The organism is Puniceicoccaceae bacterium (genome assembly GCA_040224245.1).
Classification (GTDB): domain Bacteria; phylum Verrucomicrobiota; class Verrucomicrobiia; order Opitutales; family JAFGAQ01; genus JAKSBQ01.
In genome coordinates this window covers 34,481-58,268 of record JBEGIR010000070.1, presented here as the reverse complement: position 1 = coordinate 58,268, position 23,788 = coordinate 34,481, and the positions used below count along the sequence as shown (strand labels likewise).

General features: G+C 54.1%; 17 protein-coding genes and 1 tRNA gene. 9 read left to right on the top strand and 9 right to left on the bottom strand.

Annotated features, from left to right (window positions below; all coding sequences use genetic code 11):
* The first annotated feature begins 4 nt into the window (after window positions 1-4).
* The 5 genes from ABQ298_11495 to ABQ298_11475 all read left to right on the top strand — a co-directional run bounded on the left by ABQ298_11495 (window position 5) and on the right by ABQ298_11475 (window position 6,811).
* The gene (locus ABQ298_11495) at window positions 5-901 is read left to right on the top strand and encodes a DMT family transporter (GenBank protein MEQ9824999.1); all 897 of its coding nucleotides are present in this window, start codon (window positions 5-7) and stop codon (window positions 899-901) included.
* Window positions 902-1,113: 212 nt separating this feature from the next.
* Window positions 1,114-3,063, top strand: a complete 1,950-nt coding sequence (locus tag ABQ298_11490) for a DUF294 nucleotidyltransferase-like domain-containing protein (protein ID MEQ9824998.1) — start codon at window positions 1,114-1,116, stop codon at window positions 3,061-3,063.
* Window positions 3,035-3,742, top strand: coding sequence for a 3'-5' exonuclease (locus ABQ298_11485; protein ID MEQ9824997.1), 708 nt, complete (start codon window positions 3,035-3,037; stop codon window positions 3,740-3,742). Before ABQ298_11490 ends, ABQ298_11485 begins: the two co-directional genes overlap by 29 nt.
* A 210-nt stretch (window positions 3,743-3,952) precedes the next feature.
* Window positions 3,953-6,634 carry a hypothetical protein gene (locus ABQ298_11480; GenBank protein MEQ9824996.1) on the top strand — a complete coding sequence of 894 codons (2,682 nt, stop codon included), beginning with the start codon at window positions 3,953-3,955 and terminating at the stop codon, window positions 6,632-6,634.
* A gap of 90 nt (window positions 6,635-6,724) precedes the next feature.
* A tRNA-Leu gene (locus ABQ298_11475) sits at window positions 6,725-6,811 on the top strand.
* 278 nt (window positions 6,812-7,089) lie between these two features.
* Here ABQ298_11475 and ABQ298_11470 read toward each other — a convergent pair.
* From ABQ298_11470 to ABQ298_11455, 4 genes are all read right to left on the bottom strand, one after another.
* Window positions 7,090-7,722 (bottom strand): Eco29kI family restriction endonuclease, encoded by a 633-nt coding sequence (locus tag ABQ298_11470; GenBank protein MEQ9824995.1) that lies wholly within the window; start codon window positions 7,720-7,722, stop codon window positions 7,090-7,092.
* Complete coding sequence (gene dcm / locus ABQ298_11465; GenBank protein MEQ9824994.1) at window positions 7,688-8,866, bottom strand: DNA (cytosine-5-)-methyltransferase; 1,179 nt, start codon at window positions 8,864-8,866, stop codon at window positions 7,688-7,690. Before dcm ends, ABQ298_11470 begins: the two co-directional genes overlap by 35 nt.
* Before the next feature lie 301 nt (window positions 8,867-9,167).
* Window positions 9,168-10,562: a hypothetical protein gene (locus tag ABQ298_11460; protein ID MEQ9824993.1), complete on the bottom strand. Its 1,395-nt coding sequence runs from the start codon at window positions 10,560-10,562 to the stop codon at window positions 9,168-9,170.
* The gene (locus ABQ298_11455; protein ID MEQ9824992.1) at window positions 10,501-11,103 is read right to left on the bottom strand and encodes an SWIM zinc finger family protein; all 603 of its coding nucleotides are present in this window, start codon (window positions 11,101-11,103) and stop codon (window positions 10,501-10,503) included. The genes ABQ298_11460 and ABQ298_11455 overlap by 62 nt, the downstream gene beginning before the upstream one ends.
* A gap of 552 nt (window positions 11,104-11,655) precedes the next feature.
* Between ABQ298_11455 and ABQ298_11450 the strand changes: the two genes are divergently transcribed.
* Window positions 11,656-13,821 carry a sialate O-acetylesterase gene (locus tag ABQ298_11450; GenBank protein ID MEQ9824991.1) on the top strand — a complete coding sequence of 722 codons (2,166 nt, stop codon included), beginning with the start codon at window positions 11,656-11,658 and terminating at the stop codon, window positions 13,819-13,821.
* A gap of 44 nt (window positions 13,822-13,865) precedes the next feature.
* On the opposite strand, the gene ABQ298_11445 is transcribed toward ABQ298_11450, so the two are convergent.
* Window positions 13,866-14,939: an FkbM family methyltransferase gene (locus tag ABQ298_11445; protein ID MEQ9824990.1), complete on the bottom strand. Its 1,074-nt coding sequence runs from the start codon at window positions 14,937-14,939 to the stop codon at window positions 13,866-13,868.
* Between the two features lie 66 nt (window positions 14,940-15,005).
* A complete protein-coding gene (locus ABQ298_11440; protein ID MEQ9824989.1) occupies window positions 15,006-17,036 on the bottom strand; it encodes an ATP-binding protein in 2,031 nt (676 codons plus the stop codon).
* Between the two features lie 350 nt (window positions 17,037-17,386).
* Here ABQ298_11440 and ABQ298_11435 point away from each other — a divergent pair, with 350 nt between their 5' ends.
* Window positions 17,387-17,953: a hypothetical protein gene (locus ABQ298_11435; protein ID MEQ9824988.1), complete on the top strand. Its 567-nt coding sequence runs from the start codon at window positions 17,387-17,389 to the stop codon at window positions 17,951-17,953.
* Between the two features lie 109 nt (window positions 17,954-18,062).
* Here ABQ298_11435 and ABQ298_11430 read toward each other — a convergent pair whose 3' ends face one another.
* The 3 genes from ABQ298_11430 to ABQ298_11420 all read right to left on the bottom strand — a co-directional run bounded on the left by ABQ298_11430 (window position 18,063) and on the right by ABQ298_11420 (window position 22,216).
* Window positions 18,063-18,551 (bottom strand): DNA starvation/stationary phase protection protein, encoded by a 489-nt coding sequence (locus ABQ298_11430; GenBank protein MEQ9824987.1) that lies wholly within the window; start codon window positions 18,549-18,551, stop codon window positions 18,063-18,065.
* 114 nt (window positions 18,552-18,665) lie between these two features.
* On the bottom strand, window positions 18,666-19,967 hold the full coding sequence (locus ABQ298_11425; protein MEQ9824986.1) for a DUF3999 family protein: 1,302 nt from the start codon (window positions 19,965-19,967) through the stop codon (window positions 18,666-18,668).
* A gap of 29 nt (window positions 19,968-19,996) precedes the next feature.
* On the bottom strand, window positions 19,997-22,216 hold the full coding sequence (locus tag ABQ298_11420) for a DUF2339 domain-containing protein (protein MEQ9824985.1): 2,220 nt from the start codon (window positions 22,214-22,216) through the stop codon (window positions 19,997-19,999).
* Between the two features lie 232 nt (window positions 22,217-22,448).
* Here ABQ298_11420 and ABQ298_11415 point away from each other — a divergent pair, with 232 nt between their 5' ends.
* Both ABQ298_11415 and ABQ298_11410 read left to right on the top strand, forming a co-directional pair.
* Window positions 22,449-22,652: a helix-turn-helix domain-containing protein gene (locus ABQ298_11415; GenBank protein MEQ9824984.1), complete on the top strand. Its 204-nt coding sequence runs from the start codon at window positions 22,449-22,451 to the stop codon at window positions 22,650-22,652.
* A 139-nt stretch (window positions 22,653-22,791) separates the two neighbouring features.
* A complete protein-coding gene (locus ABQ298_11410) occupies window positions 22,792-23,724 on the top strand; it encodes a HipA domain-containing protein (protein ID MEQ9824983.1) in 933 nt (310 codons plus the stop codon).
* The last annotated feature ends 64 nt before the right edge of the window (window positions 23,725-23,788 follow it).

The window sequence follows — 23,788 nt, the reverse complement described above, 5'->3', positions numbered from 1 at the left end:
CGTGATGCACCCACCCCCTCTCCGCTTCTATGTGCAGGTTCTGATCTGCGCTGCCCTGTGGGGCAGTGCCTTCCCGGTCATCAAAAACAGCTACGAGGTGCTGCAGCTCGATTCCTACGGAAAACAACTGGTGTTCGCTGGCTCGCGATTTCTGATCGCAGGTCTGTTCATCCTTCCATTTTGTCGGCATCGTGTCCTCGAAAGCATTCACAGGGTGCCCCGTTTGCCGCTGCTCGCCATCGTGCTCGGACAAACCTACTTTCAATACCTCTTCTTCTACTTCGCGATCAGTGCGTCGAGCGGAACCCTGGGTTCGCTGTTGGTTGGGGCTGGTAGTTTTTGGTGGGTTCTGCTCGCACCAGTGCTGACAGGTTCGCCCTCACCACGCCCCGTGCACTGGCTGTTGCTTGTGCTCTGTTCCATCGGCATCGCCCTTGCCGCATACGCCCCTGGGGCTGGCAGCGGCAACGTGCTGCTGGGCACCGCCGGATTTCTCGCCGCCACGCTCTGCGGTTCCATCGCTGCGATCTACATGAAGCAGGTCGCACCGATCAGCGGCAGCCGCACCACAACCGCATTTTCCCTGTTCTCGGGTGGATGCCTGCTGTTGATCACCGCCAGTCCATGGATTCCCGAATACCTCGATCAGCTGAGCTGGAAAACCGTCGGCATCACCGCATACCTGGCCTTTCTCTCTGCAACGGCTTTCACGATCTGGAACCGTCTCGTCGAACAGTATTCCGTCAACCTGCTCTCAACCTACCGCTTTCTGATTCCGCTGATGGGCGTAATCGAATCGGTGCTCTTCATTCCCGGTGAGACACTCGGCCCCGGCATTGTCGCTGGCGGGTTGCTCATTCTCGGTTCGCTGATCGCAATTTCACGCCTGCCAGAGCGTTGAATTCCATTTCCCGACAACCCTCGAAGTTCTCGCAAACGCTGCAGCAAGGCGGGGTAGCTTTCGTTCAACAAATGCTTTGGCGCACGATGCATGCACCTGCGAGCCCCCCTGAAGTCGCACTGCACTTTTGGAACGCATTTGCCCCATTGCCTTCATTTTTGCCGTTGCCCATCGCTCCGGAATGAGTGAGCCTGAAAAGGTCATTCCACATCATGAGCAACGCCATTCCACTTCGCATCGCAGATACCCTCAAAAAGTTTCCGCCTTTTTCCCTACTCGAAGAGGCAACGGTTCTGGCTATTGCCGAACAGGCCACCGTCTCTGTATCCGTCAAGCAGTCAGTGGTTTGGGAAGTTGGCCAAAATGCCAACGATCGTTTGCTTTTTCTGGCACGTGGTCGAGTAGAATACCACTGGAAGCATGAAAATGAGTTTGAACTCGTGGATGTGCGCGATGTGGGAGACCTTCTCGGACTGACAGCATTGCATGAGGGCAAACCGTTTGTCGTTCGCGCGGTGACCGCCGAAGATTCCCTCTTTTATGAATTCAGTTGGAAACTCGTAAAACCGCTCATCGAGGCCAATGACCTGGCGCGAAACTACATCCGACGCCACCTGTTCTGGGCCACGCGTCTGGGCCACGCGATTCCTCTGCCCAACCAAACGTCAGCGCGCATTGCCAGTCGCACCAAAAACATCCTTCAGTCCCACCTCGATGGCGCACAACAGATTACCCCTCGGCCAGACCATCGCCTGCTGACCTGTGCACCCGACACCAGCATCCGGGAGGCTGCCGCCAACATGGTCGCACAGCGCGTTCCGTCCATGCTCGTTGCAAGTCCCGAACAACACCCGTTGGGCATCCTGACCTATCGCGACATCGTGGAGCAAATCATTGTCGAAGGTCGCTCCGAACAGGATCCGGTCGAGCGCATCATGTCCAGCCCTGTCGTCACCGTCGAGAACGGTTCCTCTTCCACTGCAGCACTGCTGCTGATGCTCCGTGAGCGCATTGGTCAGGTCTGCGTTACCGAGGACGGCACAGACAAAAGCGCACTGCTTGATGTCTGCACCGAAAAGGATCTGCTGGCACAGACTGGACACCATCCCGCCGGATTGTTGCGGGAAATCCGCTCCACCGAATCTGTCTCACGCTTGAGGGAGATTTGCGATGATCTCGAGTCCATCATTCGCAGCTACCTCGATTCGGGGGTTTCATCGATTTTTGTGGGCCAGATCAGTGCAGAAATTTACGACGAACTGGTTCAAAACCTCGTGCATCTCAAGTTGCGGGAGTTGGAAAAGGAGCGCTATCAGCTGCCCGATGTTCCGTGGACCTGGATTGCTGTTGGCAGCGATGGACGCCGCGAGCAACTGCTGCGCACCGATATCGACAACGGCATCCTGTTTGCCTCGACCGGCGATGCAAAAACCGATGAAGCCCATCGCGAGGCGTTCACCCAACTCGGCAGTGCCGTGATCGACGGCATGATGGCCTGTGGATTTGCCAAGTGCCAGGGAGGAGTCATGGCGCTCAATCCGCGCTGGTGCCGCACCGAGGTCGAGTGGCAGGAGGAAATTCAAACCGTCAAGGCACAACCGGAGGCCGATTTTCTGCTGCGCGCGATCATCGCTTTTGACATGCGTCGCGTCTGCGGAGACGCTGCCCTGTTCGACGCCCTGCGCAAGCACTTGTTTGCCGAGATCTCTGAAGCTCCGGCACTCCTGCGACGCATTGCGGAAAATATCGTTGCCACGCCACCACCCCTCAACTTTCTCAAACAGTTTGTGGTGGAGCGACGCGGCAGCCACGAGGGGCAATTCGACATCAAGGCACGGGCACTCACTCCCATCCGGGGAGCTGCTCAGATTCTCGCGTTTAAATACAAGTTGATGCGCCGCTATTCCACTGGTGGACGTTGGCAGGATATTCATGCTCAGGTGGAATCCCTGCGCGAGGTTGCTGCTTATGCGGAAGAGGCCTACGAATACCTGCTTCGCCTGCGCACCTTAAACGGTTTGCGCCGTGGGGACTCGGGTCGTTTTCTCGAACCAGACAGCATTTCGAAACTTGAGCGCGCACAACTGACCCACAGTTTTGACGTCGTGCGAATGGTGCAACATGCGTTGCGCAATGAATTTCATCTGGAAAGCCGGAGGTAGTCCCATGTGGCACTGGATGCAAAAACAACGCCCCGAATGGCAACAGACCTACCGGCGGCAGCCTCGAATACCCCGCAATCAACCGGAGTCCCAGCTCCGCTACAGCGTGGTCGATGTGGAGACCACCGGATTTGATCTGCGAAAGGACCGCATCCTCTCGATTGCAGTCGCCACCATTGAAGATCAGCAGCTGCGGGTGGATCGTCTGTGGAACCGCATCGTGTTTCAGGAAAATGCGGCGATCAATGATGCGGTCAAAGTTCACGGCATCCTGCCATCTGAGTCGAGCCACGGCATCTCGGAAGCAGAGATGATCGAACAGCTTGTGCAGAAGCTGACAGGCACCGTGGTGGTGGGGCATCACATCCGTTTTGACGCCACCATGCTCAACGCCGCCATGGAACGGCACTTCGGGCTGCGCTTTCGCAATCGCATGATCGACACCGGTGACCTCGCCATGGCCGAGATTGATGCCTTCAAAAAATCAGCCTACACCAACCAGCGTCCACCCAGCCTCGACGAGGTATGCCAGCAGCTTGAAATCAATCCCGTTGACCGCCACACGGCGCTCGGGGATGCGTTCACAACCGCACAGGTATTCCTCTATTTGCGCGGTCGCATGCAGCAACGCCTGAAGGAGCGCTTTGCGCTGAAGCACCTGCCTTTGGGGCGGCTTTGAATGCCGCTTGCATCCGCCTCGGCAGCCCCTCCCGTTGACTTGGAATTTTCATTCCGAAAGTATTTCTTCACAAACCTGCGGTGCGCACTCAGGCGCAGCAATTGACTGTCTGAGTCGTCTGCACTCGCCGTCATGCTTTCCCACGGTTTGCCTTGAGCTGCGCCTTCGCTCGTGCAAAACCCCACCCACCGACTGTTAACACTCCGACCCATGAAGATGCGATTCCTGCCCCTGATTCCCGCCGCCAAACGGTGGCCGCGTTGCTCACTGCTTGCCTGCCTCAGTCTCTGCACGTTCGCTGCCCTGCACGGAAACAGCCCTGTTGAACTGAAGTGGCTCGAAACACCAGAGCTGCCGTCACGAGGGGTGACGTGGGGAGTGCCCTTTGCGCAGGGATCCGTTCAGCCTGGCCAAAACTTCGTGCTGCAATCCACTGACGGAGGCACCCACACCCTGCAGTCATGGCCACTGGCCTACTGGCCCGACGGCTCACTCAAGTGGAAGGCATTTGCCAGTGTGCTGCCCGCCGACAGCGATGCGTCCTTCTCCCTGCACCCGACTCCGGAAGCCCGCAATCCGGCTCAATCGATCACGGTGCTGCCGACAGAGTCCAGCGTTTCCATTGACACCGGAGTCATCCAGGCGGTCATCCCGCGTCGGGGCCCAGCGTTGATCGCATCCCTGAAGCGCGACAAGCGTCAGGTGCTCAACGATGCTCGCCTGATCATACTGCTGCAGAACGGACCCGACGGATTCGAGGGTCAGGCTCCAAATCACTCATCGTTTATCAGTGAGGTGGAGTTCGTCACCGTCGAACAAGACGGACCGATGCGTGCGCTAATCCGCCTTGAGGGCACTCACAAGCAACAGGGTGGTGCTCGCAAGTGGCTCCCCTTTGTGGTGCGCCTGACCTTCTACGCGGGTCAGGATTCTGTCGATGTGGTGCACACGTTTACCTTCGACGGTGAAGCCGAAGCCGATTTCATCCGCGGCATTGGTCTGCAGTGCAGTGTGCCGCTGCACGAGTCCATTCCCAATCGCCATGTGCGTTTCTCCGGAGCCGACGGTGGCATCTGGGCAGAACCGGTTCAGCCGCTATATGGTCGTTTTCCAATTCCAGGTGCTGGCGACCTTTACACCCGTCAATTAGCAGGTGAATCCATCCCCGAGGCGTCCCGTTTTGGGTCTGTAGGCCAGCAGATGTTTGCAGACTGGGCCAGCTGGTCCGACTACAAACTCACGCAGCCCAATGCCAATGGATTTCAGATTCAGAAGCGCATGGGTTCCGAAACCGTATGGCTCGATGCCGCTCAGGGCACGCGCTCCTCCGGTTATGCGTTTGTCGGCGAGGTCAGTGGCGGGTTGGCCATCGCCGTTCGCGATTTCTGGCAGAGCCATCCCAGTGCCCTGGAAATTCGTGGAGCCACCACTGCGGAAGCAACCCTGACCGCCTGGCTCTGGTCTCCGGATGCGCCCGCAATGGACTTGCGCCACTATTCCACACGCGCCCACGGTCTACGCGCTGCCTATGAGGATGTGCAAGCGGGCTTCAGTACACCCTATGGCATCGCCCGCACCACCGAACTCACGCTGTTTGCAACAGATTCGATTCCCAAACCCGCACTGGCAGCCAAGCAGGCCGCCAGTGTACAACATCCCCGCTTGCTCGTGACTTCGCCGGAATACCTGCACGAAAGTGGTGTCTTTGGCGTTTGGAGTTTGCCCGATTCGTCGAACGCACAAAAACGTAACTTCGAGGCCGCACTTGCTGGGGCGTTGGAACACTACCAGACCGAGATCGACCAGCGCCATTGGTACGGTTTCTGGGACTATGGCGATGTCATGCATGGATACGATCCCCATCGCCACATGTGGCGTTACGACATCGGGGGCTATGCCTGGGCCAATGCCGAACTCGTCCCCAACATGTGGCTCTGGTACAGTTTTCTGCGCACCGGTGACCCTGCAGTCTATCGCATGGCAGAGGCCATGACGCGCCATGTCGGCGAAGTGGACTCCTACCACATCGGCCGCTTCCAGGGTCTGGGAACCCGTCACAATGTACGCCACTGGGGCGACGGGGCCAAGGAGGCCCGTGTCAGTCAGGCCGCCCTACAGCGTTTTTATTATTACCTCACGGCGGACGAGCGAACGGGCGATCTGATGCGAGCGGTCCGGGATGCCGATCAATCCCTGCTGCGTCTCGACCCCCTGCGCATCGCCATGCCCATCGAACGTTTTCCGACCACCGCGGCTGCACGCATTCGTGTCGGACCCGACTGGCTCGCATTTGTGGGAAACTGGATGACCGAGTGGGAACGCACGGGCGACCCGAGCTACCGCGACAAAATTCTCGCTGGTATGACCAGTCTTGCCGAATTTGAACACGGACTCTTTTCCGGACCCGGTGTGTTTGGCTACGATCCCGAGACGGGCGCGATGATCAACGACATCCCCGGCCCCTCCCACCACACCGCTCACCTGGTCTCCATCATGGGCGGAGCTGAGGTCATGTTTGAATTGCTCGAACTTGTCGACCATCCCGAGTTTGAACAGGCCTGGCTCGATTACTGCCGTCACTACAATCGTCAAACCCCCGAAGGCATCGGAGGTGGAAATTTTCCCCACTGGCACGCGCGCCTGACCGCCTACGCCGCCATGAAAACCAGCGATGCAGCCCTCGCCGAAGCAGCATGGAGGGAATTGGGTGCAGTTCAACCCATGCAGACCCAGCACATCACCCCACCGCAATCCCTTCAGCCCATTGAAGAGGTTCCGGGAATCAGCACCAACAGCACTTCCCAAAACCTGCTCAACCTGATCCAGTTGCTCGAAATGGTTGGGCATTCCATTCCGTCCGACCTCGAGGCACGCAAGATCATTCCCGAGTAAATCCACACTCGAATTTGTTCCTGCCGATTTTTCATTTCCGCACTTGATCTCCCCCCGGAAATTGCTTTTAACAGAACCCTTGCAAGGCAAGCCTGGATGGCGGAATTGGCAGACGCGTTGGACTCAAAATCCAATTCCCGCAAGGGAGTGAGGGTTCGACCCCCTCTCCAGGTACCATTTTTTCACATTATCACTGCTTGTCTCAGACTGTATAAAACTGTTTCTTTCAAGCACTTGAAGAATCTCGAGACCAACATTTGAATTCTCTAAATGTCTCTCGTTTTCGCCCGTTTTCTGCAAAGAGGTGGTCCATTTTGCGGTCCACTCGTCAGACTCGGTTTCAGTGGACCACGTTGCATCATCGATCCACGGAAGACTTTGCAATTCTTCGTGCAATTGGATTGCACGTTTATCAGTGTAAGTCTGCGTCGTCAGCTTCGGGTCGCTGTGACGCATCAGAAGCATGCGTAATCTAAATTTCCAAATTTCCGAGCGAAATAGTCGGCGACGTCCCGAATAATCCGTTCTCCGTTTTTCTTCGCAGGTTGACATTTCATTGCCCACTTCCGCCCAGGATGGAGTTCGTCCCAAAGCGGTCTCATTCCATTATATCTCCCACTGCCCGGATCATGATTCCCAAATCCTTCTACCACCGAATTCCAAAGAGGTTCAAATCTCTGAATCACCAAGGTCTCACCTAACGGGATCCATATGTCATCGACAGCGATGTATCTGTAAGAAAAATCCGATACATCCAAATTCTGAACGGTCTGAATTGATTTCAAATGTTCCTGAATTCTTTGAAACAATGCATCTGACGCTCCAGAGGCATCCTGTAAGATTCCCTTTCTGCCCCCTTTAGGGATGGCTTTTCCGACGTAGATCGGCAATTCTCCAGCTTCCTTGTTTCGCTCCGCTAAGACCGCATACGGGCGAAAATCGCCCCGGTAGTAGATGGCATAAATTCCGGCTCCAGAAATTCTCGAAATGTCAGCTAAGGGGATCTCTTCGCTTGCGAGGAGCGCGTTTACGATGCTTTGACCGAGGTTGATTTTATCTAGCGGATTGAAGAACTCGTTCTCTTTCATTCCCTTGACTCAACTTGATTGAGACAGAATGTGCTACAATTTTCGCTAATTGAACTGGTACCGCATTTCCCAATTGCCGCATCGATTCCGTCCATGAACCGATGAATTCAAAATCCATCGGAAAAGTTTGAAGGATCGCCGCTTCTCTCACAGTGAAATATCTGACTTTCCCGCAGTCATTTCGCAACATGTTCTCTCCCCCTGGCACGCCATGATCGCCAGCTTTAAGCGCTTTTGCAGGCTCATCCAACAAGCTCCCAGTGTGCCCTGGATATGATTTTGCTCCCGACTGAAACCGGTGATTCAGTAACGTGTTTTTTGAACTCGGGTCAGGGATCTTTCTCAACACATCCCTCACAGTCGACCAAGCCTCTTTTTCGCAGGGCAAAAGTTGTTCTCCCAAAGACCTGATCTTTGTAGAATGCCGAAGATGGTATTCTGTGTTCATCAAAGGCGTTATTTTATGTTTTCCCCAATAGCCAAAGCCAACAAATTGATCAAACAGAAGTTTCTCAAAGCTGTGGGTTGTTTCTGGAAAAGACCAACCGACGTTCAAATCCTTCCGCAATCCCACAAAAAAAACTCTATGCCTTTTTTGGGGAACTCCATAATCCGCAGCATTCACACACTGAATGGAAACATTATATTCTAAGTCAGACAAATCCCTCCTAGAGGAGTGATGCCGCTGCAGTCTTCTTAGATTCATGCACCATTCGAGATTATCAGAAACTGGGAAGTTTGGGTAAGTCATCTGCAAACGCAGATACTCCACGTAATTGGAAAATGCTCCTCGCAATAATCCTCTCACATTCTCGAAAATGAATGCTTTTGGCCTAATCTCCCTAACGGCGCGGATTGCTTGCGGGAACATATCTCTCGAGTCGTTAGAACCCTTCGCTTTTCCACCCATAGAAAACGGCTGGCATGGTGGACCCCCTGCAACTAACTCCACCCCAGCAAAATCCTTGAAATCAACACCTCTTACATCAGTCTCAAAAACGTTCCAAGACGGCCTGTTGTGCCTTAGTGTCGCACAAGCATTCTTGTTCATTTCGAAAAGACCTTCATTCTTGAAACCCGCTTCCTCCAATCCGAGCGCAAGCCCACCAGCCCCTGAGAACAATTCAACTGAACGCATGCTCATATCTTTTCCGATTTTCGATCCTTGTCCAGTTTTTTGGAACCTGGACAGTTATTTTTATTCTAAATAAATAAACAAGGAAAAGCGCAATGGTCGCTTCAAGGCCGCGTCAGGCCAGACTCCCCCATCTCCGCTTCGACCTTACTGGTGAGCCGAAATTCGATCACCTCGTTCCATTGTGCTCGACTGAACTTCATAACGAGGAAACTTACATTCTCATTCTTAGTTTCTCTCTTCAGCTTGATGTCACTCTCAGACGCAGTGGACGCTAATCCAATCCCGCCAAAGAGTGAGGGGTAGGACCCTACAGGATGGGTTTGTCCGAGTCATGGATTCGGCGCAGTACATCCATGCATCGCGGGCGTCTCCGGTTCTTCAATACCAATGTCTGATAGTAGCGCTCCCATTCTTCATGATTCTGTTCCTTTTGCAGGGCACGTTTGATGCGCTTCAGGTAGGGAGCCGCCTGCTCATAGGCGGAAGGCTGCACTCGTTCGATGTGTGACTCCGCGATGCGTTTCCAAATCGCAACCGACCAGGCTGAATATTCATTTGCGAGGCAATTCGCCACCCGCGCAAGGGAGTCTTCAGCATAGTAGCGCGGTTTCTCTTCCGCAAAGGCTTTGTACCAGCGCAAGACCTCCGACGGATGTTGTTCTTCAATTCCGATATCGATCAAGGTCTGGTAATCGGGTTTACCACGCTTCCGTCCAGATGGAGCGGGTAAAAAATCGAGCGTTGGGAGCGGCCATGTATGGGGTTCGGATTCAGCTGTGGCAACACTTTGTGGCAATTGACCCGTCTGCAAGTAGTGAAGTGCAAACCACCTCACGGATGCTTCAATCGCTTCATTGGATCGCCGACTTGCTGTCAGCAGATCGAAATACGATTTCACCGATGGAGTATCAAAAAAATCGAAAGCTAGCATCGCAGCTGCTTCATCGATTCGACCCTCTGCCTCATAGATTTCGACCAGCAGATTGTGATACCTCTGCGTCCGCATCCGAAGATCGAAATCACTGGATGCCGACTCCGCCTTTGCGATGGCACGCAGACAATGATCTTCGGCTTCGCGCCACCTGCGTTCTTCGATGAGTCGTCGGATCAGCGGTATCGCATCTCCCGTAACCTCGGCTTCTCTTCGGTAAAAATCGAGTACTTCACGGTTCCTGCCAGCCCATTCCAGTGACCGCACACCCCACTCGAACAGTGAATTGCGACAACACACTTCGCTCCAAGCATCGCTGTCTTCGTTCACCCCTTTCCGCTCCTTCAGCCTTTCAATGAGGTGGTCCGCAGTTTCCGACCAGTCGGATCTGTTCCCAAGCGCATGAATGACCTCTGGAGTCAGGTCATTGTAAATGCCGAACTCGTCTTCCATCACCTGCTGAATGGCCCAATCGATTTTTTGCCTGGCCGACCATTCCACAAGGTTCAGCGCTTCAATCGTGGTCCTGGCACAGGCCTCGAAAATTGAAAAGCTGTCGGATTCTTCCTCCTGTTGGATCGCAATCGAAACACCGGGGTGCAGTTCCTCCCCCAGGGTGAGCAGATCTTCATAAGCCCCAATCGACAGCAAAGCTTTCAGATGATCCAGTAGCAGTGTAGCGGATTCACTGTGATCAGTATAGTAACCATCAAAATCCGAAGTTTCGAAATCCCTTAACCCCCCCCCGGATACTACGAATGAGCTGGCCACGGTTCTTGCGTTGCAGCCTTACGGCGTGTTGCAGCCAGGTTTCCACGGCCTCAAATCGATTTGCCAAATCGATCAGGGCCGAACTCAACTCCTGCTTCGACATCGCATCAATCGCAGACCGAAGTTTGGGGCTGACCGTGAAATTCGATTCCGGAGTTTCATCCAGCCACTCATCGGTCGCGTTTTCGAGTTTACTGAGCCAGTTCTCCAGTTTGGCTTCCTCGATGAATGGCACTTCCACTCCTTTACTTATCTGTGCTGCATACTGCAGCAGTGCCGCCACTACATGTTTGCAATCATCCTCATAAGGACAGCTGCACTCGGAGGAAAAGACGTCCTCATCTTCGTCACTGATGGCAACAGCTGTGATGTAGTCGCGGGTGCCCCTGACGGTCGCGATGATCTCGTGCTCGCCCATGCGATACAACTCTCTCACGAAACCTTGCTCAAAATAGTCTTGTCCGCGTTTCAGAATGGTTGCGCCGAAAGCGTGCTCGAGATCTCCCCAGGTCAGTCTTGAAATCAGATCATCGATATCCATGTCAGATGTGTTGGTACATTCGCCAACTTGGTACAATCCGGTGCTAATGCCGAACCTTTTTCAATGTGAGGGAGGGATGCATCGATTCCGCTCGATTCGGAATGCATGTCATCACCTTCTAGCCCGACGACTCTAAATCGCGGGAACCGTGGTCATGGTCCTTCCCCTGCTGCAAACTGATGCTTATTCACCATGTGATTCGATCTTGAAAAGGCATCCTGCCTGACTCAAAATTGGAGGGATTCTGGAATCGTCTTACCTTCAATCCACCTCTGACCCACTGCGGCTCCGATTCCAGCCGGAAAGGTCAAATGCTCTGAATCCATTCCTCCATGTCATGCCAATCCTCCAGAACCCTGTTCGTGCTTGCCGAAATATTGCTCGCACTCAGCGTTCCGACCGTTTTTTTCTCTGCCCTTCCAACTATCTCGGTAAGGTGATTCTCCATCCGGAAAGCCACAATAAATGAGGTTTTGCACGACACGTTTTTTGAGGATATTGCCCAAACTAAGGGTGGGATATGCCGTACTGATGTTCTGCGTGTTATGCTCTGTGTCCGCCGAACTGCGTGTCGCAAAAATTTTTGGAGATGGCATGGTGCTGCAGCAGCAACAATCCGTCAATATCTGGGGTTGGGCAGACAGCGATGAAAAGATCACGGTAACCGGAAGTTGGGACGGCAACGCGATACAAGTCAGTGCAGATGCCAGCGGAGGCTGGAAGGCGGTTCTACATACCCCGGACGCCAACCTTCATGCGGGACCCTTTACCATCACCATTGAAGGCAGCAATCGCATCGAGCTGAAGGATGTTTGGATCGGTGAAGTCTGGATTGTCGCCGGACAGTCGAATATGGCGATGCCTCTGTCGGGGTGGAAGAACCAACCCGTGCACCAGAGCGAAGCCGCCATCTCTCGCGCCAACCTGCCGCAGCTGCGGTTGCGGGCTGTGGGACATCGGGCCAGTGGAGAGTTGAGTGAAGATGTCGCTGATTTTTGGATGGAATCCCTCAACCAATGGGCAGCGTGCACTCCCGAAAGCGTGAAAAAATTCAGTGCCGTAGGATTCTTCTTCGGGGAGCAATTGCTGGCCCAGCTGAATGTACCCATAGGCCTGATTCAGGTAACCCTGGAAGGCACCTATTGTGAATCGTGGACCCCTGCCTTTGAATTGGAGCAGCTCCAGGCTTACCGCGGAAAAGGTCCGTGGATGCCCAAAGATGCAACTGACAAACACCACCCTTCCGTGCTCTGGAACGGTATGGTCTATCCCATCGCAGGATACTCGATGCGCGGAGTGGTGTGGTACCAGGGTGAAAGTAATGTGGATCGTCCCGCCGAGTTTTCAAAACTCTTCCCCCGCATGATCGAAGGTTGGCGACGCTCCTGGGGACAGGAAAACTTTCCCTTTGGTTTTGTTCAAATCGCTCCATGGTCCGGTTATTCTGCGGGTGCACTACCGGAATTTTGGGAGGCCCAAGGATCAGCCCTGTTTCTGAAGAACACAGGCATGGTGCCAACCCTGGATCTGGTCGGGTCCGAGGAGCTTGACGCACTTCATCCCTCACTCAAACACCCCATTGGCGAGCGTTTGGCAGCCTGGGCACTGGCTGAGGTTTATGGAATCGGAAACTCCGATTGGCTCGCACCCATCTTTGCCTCGATGACGGGTTCAGGCGGGGAGGTGAATTTGAACTTTAAGAGTACTGCTGGAGGTCTGCGACTGATAGAGCGTGTAAGCGGAACTGGCTTTGAAGTCGCAGGACCGGACGGACACTTTCATTCCGCCGAAGCTCATGTGAGCGAAGACCAGGTCATCCTACGCTCCAGCGAAGTCTCAGAGATTCGGCAGGCCCGATATGCATGGTCCAACTCAGCGCAGCCTACTCTGTTTGGAACAGCCGAAGTCCCGGCCTTCCCTTTTCGCACCCAGCCCGCATCACATGTGATCTCCAACATGGGAACTGCCGCAAATTCCAGCATTATGGTGCGCGCCGGACGTATCTTTACAGCTTCTCAAGATCGTGCCGAAGAGCTATTGGCCAGTGGCATTGAAGTCACTGCCGAGACTTGTCAGATTCCCGGATTCTGGGCAGCCCTTGCAGCTCGGATGAAACAACAGGAAATCAATCTGGTGTGCCTGAAATGGCACACTCAAACGGGTGGAAGCATGCAACATTCCGCCCAATTCCTGAGCGAGTTGCTCACGCGTTTTCAGGCATTGGAACTGCCCGTCGCAGTTTCCTTTCACGACCTGCAGTCAGTCCACGATGCTCAGGTCTTGAAGACCTTTATCCTGCGATGGATCCAGTCTCCTTACGTTGATGTTTTCCAGAAATTCCAAGAACAGGTTTTGTTGCAGTTCGAATGGGGAGGAACGCACGGGACAATCGAAACCTGGCAAGATGCCTGGACGGAAGTGCTGCAGCTGATTCGAAAATCCCGGGGAGGATTGCGTTGTCCGCTATTGGTAACATTACCACAGCTAACCCCGATACCAGACCTCACTGAATTGCTGGATAACATCAAATTTGCGTCTACCCCTGAATCCAACGTGATTCTGACTCTGGCTTCCGAAGATTTCCTGCCCTCCCTCGGGGCATTCCGAGCGGCAGAGTGTCCCGTTCTGGTGATGATCAACTCAAATGAGTTGGACCCTGAAATAACACAACAGCACTGTCGAAACCATGGAGTGGGATGGATTGAGCTGCTCCGATGAGTCTTGGAGATTTCCCTCTAAGGAATGCATGTGCAACCACAGACTCAGCTCTTACGAGATTCGGGAGCGATGAGGTAGTTGCTGTAATGGGGTCGCTCAATACGGCTGACGATGTGGTATCGCACGCGCTGCAGAAACGCTTCAAATGTGGATTTGTAGTCGTGAAGCACCTCGATCATCACTCGAGGTTGGTGTTCGAGCAGATAGGATTCCGCTCCTTCCAGCGCTTCCATTTCCATGCCGTCGACATCAATCTTGAGAAAATCAAAGGGTTCGGTGAGCAAGTTACTCAGGGAATTGACCGGGACCTGCTCGTCGAAAAAACGGAGGGTGCCGGATTCCCTGCCAATGGCCGTGTGAACGTAGTCCACCTCGAGTGGTGAAGAGTCCGTCAGATTCAGCTCAAGATTTTCCCTCGCATGCTCGAGACTCACACGGCTGGCATCCATGATCTTCATGCGTTGGGGCCGGAAGGTATGGAGAAAATAGACGGAATGGTTGCCTACCAGACAGCCCACCTCCGCAATAGAATTTACCTGCCCCAGGTGCTCCCTCAGCATCTCGAGTTCATCCTGCTCGGTGAACTGCTGGGTGAGGTGATGCAGTGCAGCCTCAATTTCCTGGGTGTTGCTTGTGAACAGGGCGTATTTGAAGTCAATCCCCTGCTTTGGAAAGGCCACTACGCGATGCCCTTCAAATCGCACGCGGGAGAGGTATTGCAAGCTCGGAAGAGTCCCTTTTTCCGCACAGTTGTGCAGGCCCGCCGAACTGGTCAGGAAAGCATTGCCAAAATCATCCACCTGCAAGTAGGCCCAGGTGAGTGCTGTATACAGGGCGGCATTGTTTTGGATGTAACGGATGGATCTCAGCAGATATGGAATCGATGCAGCGGGTTCGTGTTTTGTCACGAGCGCATAGCCCACGCAATAAAGCCACTCTACATTTTCGGAGAAGTGCGACTCCAGAGGTCGCAGCACTTCGATGACTTCGCGATAGTGGGCAAAGTGATTTTGCAGGATCAGAAAACTAGCGGCCTTGAGCTTCGCTTCTGGAGTCGAGTTCCCCGCGCGCAACTGCAGCAGGGCCTGTTCGGGGGTAGTGATGTTCGGTTGAGGCATGAGCAATGGAAACGAGATGCATCACCATGGCAACCCTCACTGCAAAAGGCAAGGATTGCCATTCCATCAGGCCAGCCAGGAGAGCAACTTCTTCTCAAGCTCGGACAAATGGATGGGTTTGACAAGATAGTCATCCATGCCGCATTCCATGCATTTTTCCCTGTCACCATGCAGAGCAAGCGCCGTAACCGCGATGATCACCGGTTGCAGCTCAGCCGCCAGGTTGTTGCGAATCTGTTTCGCCGCCGCAAACCCATCCATCACCGGCATGTTGACATCCATCAGCACAAGGTCGTAGCGCTGCTGTGCGCATGCCTCGAACGCTAACGCACCGTTGGGCACAAGGTCGCAGGCATAACCCAAGCGTTTGAGCATGCGTTCGATCACCGTCTGGTTAAAGGCATTATCCTCAGCCACGAGTATCGAAACCGTATCTGGGTCCACGTTGTGCGGCTCCACTTCCACCTGCGAAACAAGTGCCGGAATCTGCTGCACGCTCGTCGGAAGCGTGATCGCAACGCGAAAAGTTGTTCCCCGACCCAGTTCACTCTCCACCTCAATGCTTCCTTCCATCGCATCGACAAGTTTTTTGCAGATGGCCAGACCCAGTCCGGTTCCTCCGAACTGCCGTGTCGTCGAAGCATCCGCCTGTGAGAAGGGATCAAAGAGGCACTTCTGCACCTCGGGGGCGATGCCAATTCCGGTGTCGGTGACAGTCAGATACAAATCACACTGCGTGTCGAGGACTTCCCATTCCAGCTGTAGAACCACGCTGCCTTCCCGAGTGAATTTCACAGCATTTCCAACCAGGTTGATGAGAACCTGCTTGATACGGTGTGGATCTCCCAACAGTGCACAACATTGCCCTTCAGGCCACTTTACTTCAAACGCAATGCCCTTCTCTGCAGTCTGACTCTGAAACAGGTTTCGCACCTCTCGCATGAGTTCATGCAAGTCAAAACTGACCTGCTCCAGTTCCAGTTTTCCGGAACTGAATCGAGAGAAATCAAGAATTTCATTGATGATATCGAGCAGGACGTCTCCGCTGGTTGAAATGCCGCCAACAAGCTCCTCCTGTTCCGCATTCAGTTCGGTCGTGCAGAGCAGCTGATTCATCCCGATAATCGCGTTGAGCGGTGTGCGAATCTCGTGACTCATGACCGCGAGAAATTCGCTCTTGGATGCAGCAGCCTCCTCAGCCTTTCGCTTTTCCTCGCGCACTCGTTTGATGTGTTTCCCCAATTTGCGATTGAGTTTGCGAAGCTCGGCCTCATCCCGCTTGCGTCCGGAAATATCAATCTGAATCCCCGCCATGACAATGGGGTTTCCTTGCGAGTCGCGATCAATTACCTGTCCCCGCTCCTGAACCCACACCCAATGGCCCGCTTTGTGACGAAGCCGGAGTTCACAATTGTAGAACTCCTGCTCCCCGCTCAAATGCTCCCGCAGTTTGCGGTCTGAACGCCGAACGTCTGCAGGATGAATCAACTTTCGCCGTGTTTCCACAGTGCAGGGGAAAATTTCCTCCAGCGAATATCCCAGCAGCTTTGCCCATCGCTCATCACAATCCATCCCATTGCTGGGGATATGCCATTCCCAGGTTCCTGCACCCGTTGCTCGCAGAACATTGCGAAGACGCAGGCGCTCGGACTCAAGAGCACATTCCACCCGCTGCTGATCCACCCACGCCTGCGAACGGTCATGGCTACTTGGAGTGAAGGACTTGTCCTTCCCCAGATCATGACGGAGCTGTACCCATTTCCGGAGAAAGCGGAGTTGCTGCTTCAACCGGGTGGGGTCCGAAACCTGCTCCATTGGAATCACTCGCAGTGCAAGCGGATCACGCCCGCCAAACGACCATACATACGAAACAATCCTGTCTCCGTCGATTTCGAAAGAATCCCAATCCTGTCCACTGAGGAAACGCTTTCCCTGAATGTTGTTCGCCGAAGAAAATCCCATTGCGTGGGATTCCTTTACTCCCAAATCCGATTGCTGAACAGAATCGATTCGCTCCCATTTCAGCGGGATGCCAATCACCGAAGCATATTCTTGAATCCATTCATCAAGCAGATCATGCAGCATTGGTTTTGCCATGTGGAACGACGGTGAAGTGAAGAAGATAGAGCGCGTTTCAGCCAATGGACTGAGCCATATGGTGGACTGACCTGCGAGTCAGAACCGATGCACAGTCACAGCCTCCAGCAATCGACGTGAATCCAGAATGCTTAATCGAAATTCCCCCAAAATGTGCAAAAAGAAACGCTGCAGAACCATCTGACACAAAGCGGACCCGCAAAGCCTTTCGAGAATTCATAGCTCACACTGAACTCGAGTCGCGCAGAGTTACGCAAATTTACAGGTGTTTTATAAAAGCTTCGTGAAAAGACACTTCCAGACGCAGATTCACTTGAATGCATGCAACACCATCCTACATTTTTACAAATATGAGCCTTCGCTTCTTCATCGCCACCCTATTCCTGTTTCCGCTGCTGGCCGTAGCGCGAACCTATGAAATTCGGGACGTACAGATTGATTATCAACCCGTACTCACAGTCAGCTACCTGCCGACTGGCGATGCCTCAATCGCAAGTCTCGAGCCTGAGTTTGTATTTGAGTTCGTTCCCGAAAAGGAAACAGAAACACACAGCGTGGGTTCCATTCGTGCCACACTCTACCTTCATGGCACGATTGATCTGCTCAAGACCACCTATCCACAACAGGTTGAACATGCGCTTCAAATCTTTGAGGAACAATCCGTTGACGCTGCCATTCTGCTGCGCAACAAATTCGGAGGTCGACTCTCCCGTGTAGGCGGCATCCAGTTTGAAGAACCCGAATCCTTTCTGGTGGATGTGCTCGACAACTGGAATGTATACTGGAACAAGTCCCGTGAAATGTGGAAGCCCTACCTGGATGCACTGAGCACCGAGCAATTTCCCACCTTTGAGAAAAACTACGTGCGAAGCTTCCGCTACCATCATTTTGGAGAGGCGGTCGCAGTCTCCGGCTGAGTCGGCAAACCGCACTACGCTATCCTCTCATCCACAGCAACAACCCAACAACAAACCCGCACCCCTTTATCGGATAGTGCGGGTTTGTGGGATAAAGGATTAGCCAAACTCAGGCGAGGTAGCTATTGAGCATCCAGATGGTCTTATCGTGTACCTGAATGCGAGCGATCATGAGGTCTTCCGTCTGAACATCGCCAGCATCTCCGGCAGCATCCCGCGCGGCCTTGAGCGCATCGACCAGCTTCAGATTGGCTGCAACAAGGTGTTTCACCATCTCTTCAGCAGTCGCATCCTCCTTGATTTCGTCAATTCCGGCCATTTTGGCGAGATTTCCCAGGCCACCGGGAGCGAGCGCGCCAAGCGCACGGATGCGTTCGGCAATATCATCTACAGCGGTGAAAAGTTCGGTGTACTGCTCCTCAAACGCCATGTGCAATGCAAAGAACGAGGGTCCTCTGACATTCCAGTGACAAATGTGGGTTTGACCGATCACCGCATAGGTCGCGGCAACCACCTGCCGAAGTGAATCCACTACCGGTGTGTTTGAAGTTGAAGCCTTCGATTTGGCTTTGGTCTCAGAAGTTTTCTTTTTAGCCATGGGTCAACGATAAGCACCTTCACGCATTCTTCAACTCTTCACAAGGGCTTGGAGTGTGATCTGACAGGTTTCACGGGTCTTGAACACAACTATCAGATCTCCTACTTGTTCCCATTACCCATCCTCATCACGATTCGTTTCCACACCATCGACTCGCCGCATCATTCCGACGATTACCCACAAAACAACACCGACTGCCAAAGCGGTGACCCCAATGACAAACAGGTGATCGTATCGCTTCCAGATGGACGGTTCCCGCTGCTCGACATGGGCGGAAACCTGCACCACCGGGGCATTGCCAATTTGATCCGGGGTCACCCGCTTCTTGAGATCAAAATTTGCTCCACGCAAGGAGGTGTGTCCAACACAAAGCTGCGCCGGAAGATCGCTTCCCACTTCAAAAACCAACCAGCGCTGGCGTGTCCCCAGATCGATCTTCGTCACCTCGAGCGGAGCATCATCCTGATGATGCTCGGTTATCTTGAGAAAGCGGTATGCGTTCGGACGCTGCAGCGATTCCATCTGCAGCTTGCGGGCACCGGGTTTGCGGTAGAGCGTGTCCGACCCCAACCATTGCCAGCGCTGACCAGTCGCATCACGGCCGTACCAGCGCACATTTCTCTCAAAGCCCGGATCCTCCACTTCGAAGCGAATGCGTTCAACGGGCAATGCGGACTGCCCAAGGTCCATCATCCACACCTGATGACCTTCCCCCTGTTCGCTCACGTCAGGATCAATGCGAGTATAGGGAAGATTTTGCCAATCCGTTCGTTGCGGCTCATCCCGCACCCTTCGCAATCTCACTGCGATGAGTTGAAACCGCTCACGCGAGTTGCTTGCACTCGAATGAATCCTCATGCGAATGTGGCGAAAATTGCTCGATGCGTACTCGATGCGGGAATGGGTTTTGGATGAATCATCCGCAACCAAATAGCCCCAGGCAAAGTTCGCACCTTCGCGTTCCGATAATCCCAGTTCGACCCTGCGAAAATAGTTCTCTCCAGTTGTAAGGATCTCCATGCCATTGTGCAGCAACGGTCCCGCATCCCCGGAGGGAACGATCACGTCACATTCAAAAACATCACCTGCATTCTCCCCACTCACCCATACTGGATTCTGCCAGGAAGCCTCGACCCATGCTTCACTGGAGACCTCCTCCATGTGGAGAAAGAATGGCCAGGCATTGCCATCCGCATCAAAGATGCGCAGATCGTCAGGAAAGCGTTGGCTGTAGCGAACCAGATCCGCATCCACCGGAAGCTTCGCGACCGTGCCTGGCTCCAGATCGAACTCCAGTTCCATCGTCACCTGAAAATCTGCTGCTTCAATTCCTGATGCATGCGCACTGCTGCAGTACGCCAGCAACAGATACAGGAAAACCACGATTCTCCAGGGAACGTTGGCTACTGTTCGCATTGTGTTTACGATAGTTGATATCCCTCGATTCATGACTTTCGCGATGCGCTGAAATGATTACTGGCCCGCTGATAGACGAATGAAAGCACCAACAACAAAACTCCACTGCCAATGTAGGCACCGATGCGCGCCAACCCCTCCAGCTGAGTTGAATCCACCATGACCACCTTGCCCGCACACAGCACAACCAGAGCAAGTCCGAGATATCGCACTGCAATCTGCTGACGAGCCAATCCCGTTAAAATCAAAACCACCGAGCTAAGTGCCCAGAACAGCGTCATGGCCATGCTACCCCAGCGCTCACTGGAGTGCTGCAGTTCTGCCGAGATCAACGCAATTCCGGAAGCCATCGACAGCAATACCATGCCCATGCCCGCTGAAACCGGCATTGAGGATGCACGTGCGTCAGCAGTTGTCTTTCCGACAGCGCGGTGAGGATTGCTCAGGAACCAGCAGGCAAGCGCCAGTGCAACGGTTCCGAGTTCGATCCAGATCCACGCGTGCATGAATGCGCCCGCGCCGCGAATCTCGTGTGCAAAGCCCCAGCCAAAAAACCACACGAAGAGGGGCACGATTGCCAGAATCACCGCTCCAAGCCAATCCAGTCTGTTCCCTCCCGAACCCAGTTTGCGCAACAACGCTCCCGCAATCAGCATTACCCATGAAACCACACCCCAGGCCATGATCGAGTCCATACCCATCGTCCAGAACGCATCCGAAATAGCAATGGCTAACCCCGAAAGCACAGCCACACCGATGTATCCCGAGCCTGACGACTTCCATTCAGATCGATGCGCCAGCCAGCCCTGCACTCCCATGAGGCCTGCCGCCAGGATTCCAATGATAAATCGAGCATTCAGAAAGGGTTCTGGCGTCAGCTCGTAGAGGCTCCCGTCATACGCAAGTCCCTTCAGGATTCCAATGATCCCAAGCAGTACCCCGAGGGCCCGCAGGGCTGCAGACCGGGTTCGACTGGCAATCCACGCCAACAGCACCCCTTCCAGTGCCCATCCCGCCGAAACCCATGCTCCATCCAACTGTACCGGCAATGCCAGAGCAGCAAACAGGATAGCACCTGCCAGCAGTGACAAAATCTCGTGGGTGAAGTTTGGAAACACGCGGAACCCAAACCAGGCAAGCCCCACGTGCATTGCCGCACACCCCACAAAACAAAGTCCGGTCCAGATTGAAAAGGCACTGTCATCGAGCAAGGTAAATACCGCCGCAAGCAGAAGCACTGAGGCCAGCATCAGACGGATCTGATCCCAAATGCGGCCTGCTCGCTCCTGTTCTTTTTGGAGTTTCAGCAGTCCCAGGGCCGCGTATTCCAGAAAATAGAAAACTGAAAACAACAGCCCGACAACGATGGGCTGGCCGCGGGAGAATTCCATCCACTCGAACAAATAAAACGCTGTGCCCGCAAAAGCCAGATTGTAGAGCCACTGCCAGCGTCGCCACAACCCCAATCCGATGACTGGAAGGTTCAACAAGGCCACATACGCCAGGAGAAACCAACCCTCTTGCACCGTATTCCGAATGACGACTGGAATGAGAAACGCTCCGACAACGCCAAGCACTGCCACCGCCTGGGAGCGATACAGCCAGGCGAGTGCCCCAATCACCAGCGCACAGAACAACAATGCTCCTCCTGCCAACAATGCGGGAATGAGGTGATACAGGCCATAGGCTGCATAGACTGACACAAAAAAGAGCGCTCCTCCACCACCGGTCAAGGCACGCGACAGCAATCGATAGTTGGCAGAGCGACATTCGCTCGCATATCCGATCCCGACCAGCAACGTTCCACTAAAGACACCCAGCACACAGCGCATCGTAGGTCCCATCCATGCATTCTGGATCGCGTAGGCGATCAGCAAACTCACCCCCACGACAAGAATTGCGATCCCAAAAAATGCGGCCGCACGCGCTCCCATTAACCATTCAAGCGGGGTTTGCGGGGAGCCGGTTTTGGGTGACTGCACCGGACTCACCTTTGCCAGTTTTGGTTTCGGCTTTGGCACCTCAGCACTTCGAACCGCTTTGTGCTCAACGGGCGGTTTGCATAGGTGCGGTACGCTTTCAGCAGCCGATTGCACAGGCACATCCGCGTCCTGTCCACTCGCTTTGAGTTGTCGCTGCAGCCGGGCCACCTTGGACTGCAATTGGCCGACTTTGACGAGCGCGATAACAGAGAGAACCAGCGGTGCCACCAGCACGAGCAACAGAATCAGTATGATGAGGCCTTCCATGGGGAGCGACGGGCAACTGCAAACAGGCAATGCAATTCCACCCGAAGGTCAACGTTGCATTGCGGTGCGATGTGCAAATCGGATCATCGTTTATGACGCAGAACCTGCTCGTCCATCCTGATGATTTGCAAATGATCGGAGTATCCTTTCTCCAAAAACAAAGTTCCGCCTTGCAATTCTGCCCATTTCCAATGGATTTTCAGCCTTCCTCACGATGATGCAACTATCCCAAATGATCCGACAAACCCGCAAAGCTGCGCAGCTTTCCCAATCCGAGCTGGCAGCACTCTCGGGATTGAGTCGCGCCATCATTTCCCAGTTGGAAAATGGGAAATCGACCGTTCGCCTCGATGTCATTGAGAAAATCCTGCGAACCCTGAACATGGAACTGTGGTTGAAGGCACCCCATCAATCCGATTCGCAGCGTATTTTTTGAGTGGCACTACCGCTCCTGATCCATTGACCTGCTCCATTCACAGGATACCATTGCTGATACCCGCAGCTTGCGTCCCTGCCCGCAGGCAGTCCTGTGATTTCCGCACTGCCCGGTATCAAAACCGATTTCCAAAAACTGCATGAAACGCATTTGCCCCATCACCTATGAATGGACCGAACAACCCCATCCCTTTCCCTACACCCCGGGAGGTCTTCGCAAGCTCAGCCCTCACCTGAAGCAGCTCCAGGCATTGGAGCAGAGCCATGACGATCTGCGCTCACTCGCTGCCGAACAAAAATCCGACCATAGCTTTCCCGGATCACAGTCAAAGACTGTCATGACGCTCGCCGTCAAACAATGCAGCTTCATCCCTGACGCCCAACGCGGTCGCTACCTGATCAAACCACAGGATGTCCTGCACGAACGTGTACCCGAAAATGAGGCCATCACCCTACACCTCGCTAGCGTTGCCGGGATTGAAACGGCACCGTGTGGCCTCATTGATACCCTCGAACCCAGTGCGGGGTTTGCACTCTGGTCGCGTCGCCTGGATCGCGTCGGCCAAGGCACTACTCTGCCGCTCATCCCCTTTGCGAGTTTGCTGCCTGATGCAGAGTCGGTCAGTATGGAGTCAATGGTGGCAATTCTCAATGCGCACACCACCTTTCCCATGAAGGAACGGGCCGCATTTTTCCAAACCGTGCTGTTCAATTTCCTTGTCGGGAACTCTGGCATGCACGCAGGCAAGTGGCACCTGCTGACAGACGCTTCGGGCATTACCCGCCTCGCTCCCCGATTTGGGCTGCGCAATACACAGCTCACAGAACCCGGAGGCCTGGAGTGCTCCCTGCCGCTGGGGTCAAACGGACATCGCGTCGACAAGGCAACCCTGCTCAACTATCTGGGCCAAGAATTGCTGGGGCTTCCCGAATCCTTCGTCAATCAAAGCGTGAATGGACTACTGCACCACTCCATCGCCTGGAAGCTGGCACTCGAGCGAAGCTACCTACTGCCCAGACAAAAATTCGACTATCAGCTTCTGCTCACGGAGCGCTGCAATCGCCTGCGCTGAGCCATTGCTGCCTGCAACACAAACCTAGTCGCTACCATCACAGGATTGCCTTTCGTTCGAAGGA